A 7,103-nucleotide genomic window follows, 5' to 3' on the forward strand; every position below is an offset into this window, starting at 1 on the left:
AGCGGTTGCCGTCGTACATGGTTCCGTCGGCGGTGGTGGTGCTGGATGAGTTGCCGCTGACGGTGAACGGCAAGCTGGACCGCAAGGCCCTGCCCGCGCCGGAGTATGCGGTCGGTGCGGGTCGGGCGCCGGCGACGGTGCAGGAGGAGCTCCTGTGCCAGGCGTTCGCCGAGGTCCTCGGCCTGCCGGCGGTCGGTGTCGACGACGACTTCTTCATGCTGGGTGGCCACTCGCTGCTGGCGATGCGGTTGGTGAGCCGGGTGCGTGCGGTGCTGGGTGTGGAGTTGCCGTTGCGGGTGCTGTTCGAGCGTTCGACGCCGGCTGCGGTCGCGGGCTGGCTGGGTGAGGCCGGCGCGGGCCGGGCGGCGTTGGTGCCGGTGGAGCGTCCGGAGCGGGTGCCGTTGTCGTTCGCGCAGCGCCGCCTGTGGTTCCTGGGGCAGTTGGAGGGTTCGAGCGCGACCTACAACATTCCGATGGCGCTGCGGTTGACCGGGGAGTTGGACCGTGGGGCCATGGCTGAGGCGTTGCGGGATGTGGTGGGGCGGCACGAGGTGCTGCGCACGGTGCTGCCGGTGGCGGATGGTGAGCCGTTCCAGCGGGTGCTGTCGTTGGAGGAGTGCGGCTTCGAGGTGTCGGTGGTCGAGGTGGCGCCGGAGGAGCTGGATGCGGCGGTGGCGGAGGCGGTCGGCTACGTGTTCGACTTGACCTCGGAGATCCCGATTCGGGCGACGTTGTTCGCGCTCGGCGAGGCCGAGCACGTGCTGGTGATGGCGGCCCATCACGTGGCGACCGATGCTTGGTCGACGGCGCCGTTGGCGCGGGATGTGTCGGTGGCGTATGCGGCGCGGTTGGAGGGTCGGGCGCCTGCGTGGGAGCCGTTGCCGGTGCAGTACGCGGACTACGCGCTGTGGCAGCGGGATGTGCTCGGGAGCGAGGACGATCCGGGCAGTGTGCTGTCCGGGCAGGTGGCGTACTGGCGTGAGGCCCTGGCCGGGGCGCCGGAAGAGCTCACCCTGCCCACTGACCTGGCGCGACCCGCGACACCCACCCACCGCGGTCACACGGTGGGGCTGGAGATCCCTGCAGAGCTGCACGAGGGCCTGCTGGCGCTGGCGCGGGAGCGGGGGGCGACCCTGTTCATGGTGCTGCAGGCGGCGTTGGCGGTCACCCTCAGTCGGATCGGTGCGGGCACGGACATCCCGATCGGTGCGGCGATCGCCGGGCGCACCGACGAGGCGCTCAACGAGCTGGTCGGCTTCTTCGTCAACACGTTGGTGATCCGCACCGACCTGTCCGGCGACCCGACCTTCGACGAGGTGGTCGACCGGGTCCGGGAGACGGGCCTGCGCGCCTTCGAGAACCAGGACGTGCCGTTCGACCGGTTGGTGGAGGAGCTGGCGCCGACCCGGTCGCTGGCCCGGCACCCGCTCTTCCAGGTCACGCTCACCTTGCAGAACAACGCCGCGGCCTCCGGCACCGGCCGGTCGGCGTCGGAGTTGCCGGGGCTGCGGGTCGGCCAGCAGGCCGCCGGGACGGGGCTGGCGAAGTTCGATCTGGACATGGAGCTCGGGGAGGTCTTCGACGCCCAGGGTGATCCGGCGGGCCTGCGTGGTGCCATGGTTGCGGCGGCGGACTTGTTCGACGCGGACACGGCCGAGCGGATCGCGGTCTGGCTGGTCCGGGTCCTGGAGACGGTCACGGCCGAGCCGCAGATCCGGCTCTCGGCAGTGGACGTGCTGGGCAAGGACGAGCGGGAGCGGATCCTGACGCGCGGGCGAACCGCGCGTCAGGTGCGGACCGTGCTGGCCGCACAGCCCGGCTTGGCGGATGTGGTGGTCATCGAGCGCGAGCACGGTGCGGACGACGCGCTGGCTCCCGCGCCTCACAGCCGGGCGAAGCTGGTCGCATATGTCGTACCCGCCGACTCCGGCACTGATCACGCAGCCCTGGCAGACGCGGTGCGGCAGTTCGCCGACGACCGTCTGGCGGAGCAACTGGTGCCCTCCGTGGTGGTGCTGGACACGCTGCCGCTGACGTCGGACGGGACGCTGGACCTCGCGGCCCTGCCCGCACCGGACGACTCCGGCACCGCGGATGAGGACGTCCGGGTGAGCCGCGGTCCGGCGACGGTGCAGGAGGAGATCCTGTGCGCCGGGTTCGCACACGTCCTGGGGCTGGAGAGCGTCGGCGTGGAGGACAACTTCTTCGCTCTGGGCGGACACTCCCTGCTGGCCGTCAAGCTGGTGGAGTACCTGCGGGTCCGGGGTGTGTCGATCTCCATCCGCACCCTGCTGCGCAATCCCACGCCTACCGGCCTCGCCGGTGCGGCAGGCCCGGTGCAGGCCGTGGTGCCGCCGAACCTGATCCCCGAGGGTGCCACCGAGATCACGTCGGAGATGCTGCCGCTGGTGGAGCTGACCCCGGCCGAGATCGAGCATGTCGTGGCCGCGGTCGAGGGTGGTGCGGCCAATGTGGCGGACGTGTATCCGCTGGCGCCCCTGCAGGAGGGCATGCTCTTCCACCACATGATGGCGGATCGGGGTGGGGAGGCGGATGTGTACATGCAGCCGTCGGTGTTGGGGTTCGACTCGCGGGAGCGCGCGGATGCGTTCGTGGAGGCGTTGCAGTGGGTGATCGACCGGCATGACATCTACCGCACGGCGTTCGTGTGGGAGGGCCTGGCCGAGCCGGTGCAGGTGGTGTCGCGCCGGGTGGAGCTGCCGGTCCAGGAGGTCGTGCTGGACCCGAGCGGCCCGGCTGCGACGGAGCAGTTGATGGCCCTCGGTGGATCGTGGATGGATCTGACCCGGGCGCCCCTGATGACGGTCCACATCGCGGCGGAGCCCGGCAGTGACCGCTGGCTGGCACTACTGCGAACCCACCACATGGTGCAGGATCACACCTCGCAGGACGTGCTGCTGGAGGAGCTCTCCGCGTTCCTGGCGGGTCAGGGCGAGTCGTTGCCGGAGCCGCTGCCGTTCCGCGACTTCGTGGCGCAGGCCCGCCTGAGCGTGCCGCGTGAGGAGCACCTGCGGTACTTCGACGGCCTGCTGGGGGACGTCACCGAGACGACGGCGCCCTTCGGTGTGCTGGATGTGCACGGTGACGGCACCGGTGCGATGCGCTTCCAGATCCCCCTCGATGCTGAAGTGGCCGGCCGACTCCGTGATGTGGCGCGGCGGCAGGGCGTGAGCCCGGCCACGGTGTTCCACCTGGCGTGGGCCCGGGTGCTGGCCGCGATCGCCGGTCGTGAGGACGTGGTGTTCGGCACGGTGCTGTTCGGTCGGATGAACTCCGGTGCCGGCTCGGACCGGGTGCCGGGTCTGTTCCTCAATACGCTGCCGGTGCGGGTGCGGGTGGCGGGGCAGAGCGTTGGTGAGGCGCTGGCCGGTATGCGGCATCAGTTGGCGGAGCTGCTGGTGCACGAGCACGCGCCGCTGGCGCTGGCCCAGAAGGCCAGTGGGGTGCCCGCCGGCAGCCCGCTGTTCAGCTCGATCTTCAACTACCGGCACGGTGTGAGTGCTGCGCGGGGTAGTGGGCCCACGCTTGACGGTGTGGGGTTGTTGACCAAGGGTGACTACAACAACTATCCGGTGAACATGTCCATCGACGATGTCGGGGACGGGTTTTTCGTGACCGCCCAGGTGGTGGCACCGGCCGATGCCGAGCAGATCTGTGCGCTGTTGCAGACGGCGGTGGGGAACCTGGTGGCGGCGTTGGAGGTGGCTCCGCAGACGCGGTTGTCGGCGGTTGAGGTGTTGGGTGAGGCTGAGCGTGGGTTGGTGGTGGAGGAGTGGAACCGGACGGGGGTGGAGTTCGGTTCGGAGTTGGTGCCGGGGTTGTTCGCTGGGCGGGTGGCTGCGACGCCGGGTGCGGTGGCGGTGGTGGCGGATGGTGTGGAGCTGTCGTTCGCTGAACTGGAGGTGCGGGCGAATCGGTTGGCGCATTATCTGCGTGCGCAGGGTGTGGATGCGGAGTCGTTGGTGGGGTTGTGTCTGCCGCGTGGGGTGGAGATGGTGACCGCGGTGTTGGGGGTGTGGAAGGCGGGGGCGGCGTATGTGCCGTTGGATCCTGAGTATCCGGCGGAGCGGTTGGCGTTCATGTTGCGTGACAGTGGTGCGTCGGTGCTGGTGGGTGTGGAGGAGGTGCTGGATGAGCTGCCGGTGGGGTGGGGGGTTCGTACGATCGCGGTGGATGAGCCGCTGGTGGTGGGGGCGTTGGCGGCGCAGCCCGCGACGGCTCCTGAACTCAACCTGCTGCCGGGCCAGTTGGCGTATGTGATCTACACGTCGGGGTCGACGGGTCGGCCGAAGGGTGTGGCGGTCACGCATGGCGGGTTGGCGAACTATGTGCGGTGGGCTGTCGACGCGTATGGGATGGACGGGGGTGGTGGTGCGCCGTTGCATTCGTCGTTGTCGTTCGATTTGACGGTGACGAGTGTGGTGGTGCCGTTGGTGTCGGGTTCGGCGGTGGTGGCGAGTGCGGCTGGTGGTGCGGAGGGTCTGGCGGAGCTGCTTGCCGGCCGGGGTGGGTTCGGGTTGGTGAAGGCGGTGCCTGGTCATCTGCCGTTGTTGGCGGAGTTGGTGTCGGATGAGGCGGTGGCGGGTTCGACGCGTCGTCTGGTGGTGGGTGGTGAGGCGTTGCATGGTGCTGATGTGCGGGCGTGGTTGGCGCGGGTTCCGGGTTCGGTGGTGGTGAACGAGTACGGTCCGACGGAGACGGTGGTGGGTTGCTGTGTCTTTGAGCTGACTGCCGGTCAGGACATTGTGGACACGGTTCCGATCGGTCGTCCGATCGCGAACACGCGTCTGTTCGTGCTGGATGGGTCTCTGCGGCCGGTGCCGGTGGGTGTGTCGGGTGAGTTGTATATCGCGGGTGCGCAGTTGGCTCGTGGGTATTTGGGTCGTGCGGGGTTGACGGCGGAGCGGTTTGTGGCGTCGCCGTTCGAGCAGGGTGAGCGGATGTACCGCTCGGGTGATGTGGTGCGCTGGACGGCGGATGGCCGGCTGGAGTACCTGGGTCGTGTCGATGAGCAGGTGAAGGTCCGTGGTTTCCGGATCGAGTTGGGTGAGATCGAGGCGGTGTTGGCTGGGCATCCGCAGGTGGCGCAGGCGGCGGTGATGGCGCGCGAGGACACTGCGGGTGACAAGCGCCTGGTCGCCTATGTGGTCGCTGCCGAACCGGATGGCGAGCTGGATGATCTGGCGCGCCTGGTACGGGAGTTCGCGGCTGGCCGGCTGCCGGAGCACATGGTGCCCTCCGCGGTCGTGGTGCTGGACGCGCTGCCGCTGACAGTGAACGGCAAGGTCGACCGCAAGGCCCTGCCCAAGCCGGACCTTGGCGTTTCGGCCGGTGAGGGTCGGGCGCCGGCCACGGTGCAGGAAGAGCTCCTGTGCCAGGCGTTCGCGCAGGTCCTGGACTTGGAGCGAGTCGGCGTTGCGGACGACTTCTTCGAGTTGGGCGGGCATTCGCTGCTGGCGATGCGGCTGGTGAGCCGGGTGCGTGCGGTGCTGGGCGTGGAACTACCGATGCGCGTGCTCTTCGAACACCCGACACCGGCACGGCTGGCGGCGTGGCTGGGTGAGGCCACCGCAGGTCGGGCTGGAGTGACCCCGCTGGTGCGTCCGGAGCGGGTGCCGTTGTCGTTCGCGCAGCGCCGTCTGTGGTTCCTGGGCCAGTTGGAGGGTCCGAGCGCGACCTACAACATCCCGATGGCGCTACGGCTGACCGGGCAGTTGGACCGGGATGCACTGGCTGCGGCGCTGCGGGATGTGGTGGGGCGTCACGAGGTGCTGCGCACGGTGCTGCCGGTGGCGGACGGCGAGCCGTACCAGCGGGTGCTGTCGCTGGAGGAGTCCGGCTTCGAGGTGTCGGTGGTCGAGCTGGCGCCGCAGGAGCTGGATGCGGCAGTGGCGGAGGCGCTCGAGTACGCGTTCGACCTGACCTCGGAGATCCCGATTCGGGCGACGTTGTTCGCGCTCGGCGAGGCCGAGCACGTGCTGGTGATGGCGGTCCATCACGTGGCGACCGATGGTTGGTCGACGGCGCCGTTGGCGCGGGACCTGTCGGTGGCGTATGCGGCGCGGGCCGCGGGGCAGGTGCCTGCGTTCGAGCCGCTGCCGGTGCAGTACGCGGACTACGCGCTGTGGCAGCGGGAGTTGCTCGGTGACGAGCAGGACCCGGAGAGCGTGCTGTCTGGTCAGGTGGCGTACTGGCGCGAGGTCCTGGCCGGCGCGCCGGAAGAGCTCAGCCTGCCCACTGACCGACCCCGACCCGCGATCGCATCGCACCGCGGCGAGAGCACGGAACTGACCGTCTCCGCCGAGACCCACCAGCGGCTGACAGCGCTGGCCCGGGAACGGGGAGCAACCCTGTTCATGGTGATCCAGGCAGCTTTGGCGCTCACGCTCTCGCGCATCGGCGCGGGGATCGACGTTCCGATCGGCACGGCGATTGCTGGGCGCACCGACGAGGCGCTCAACGATCTGATCGGCTTCTTCGTCAACACCCTGGTGGTTCGCACCGACCTCTCTGATGACCCGTCCTTCGACGAGGTGGTCGAGCGGGTCCGCGAGGCGGGCTTGAGCGCCTTCGAGCACCAGGACGTGCCGTTCGAGCGGCTGGTGGAGGAACTGTCGCCGACCCGGTCGCTGGCCCGGCATCCGCTGTTCCAGGTCATGCTCACCGTCCAGAACACCGCCACGACGGTGGCGGGGCCTGCCGGAGCCGGCGCGGGCTCGGCCGGACTGCGCATCAGTCCGCTGGCCGAGCATGCGAACACGGCGTCGGCGAGGTTCGACCTCGAGGTGACCCTTGGTGAGGTCTTCGACGCTCAGGGCGCTCCGGCAGGTCTGCGCGGTTCCCTGATCGGGGCCGCTGACTTGTTCGACGAGGGCACGGTCGAGCGGATCGCGACCTGGCTGCTCCGGGTCCTGGAGACGGTGACGGCCCAGCCGGGGACTCGGCTGAGTGCCGTGGATGTGCTGGGTGAGGTCGAGCGTCGGCTGGTGGTGGAGGAGTGGAACGACACGGCTCGGCCGTTGGTGGGTGCGACGTTGCCGGGGTTGTTCGCGGCGCAGGTGGCGCGGACGCCGGATGCGGTG

The 7,103-nt window shown here is 69.6% G+C and carries 1 protein-coding gene; it reads left to right on the top strand.

Annotation, left to right across the window (positions count from 1 at the left end; genetic code table 11):
• Nucleotides 1–7,103: non-ribosomal peptide synthetase (locus LN042_RS36305; RefSeq protein WP_230055736.1), on the top strand; the 7,103-nt coding region annotated here is incomplete at both ends.

This window comes from Kitasatospora humi (assembly GCF_020907985.1).
GTDB lineage: Bacteria > Actinomycetota > Actinomycetes > Streptomycetales > Streptomycetaceae > Kitasatospora > Kitasatospora humi.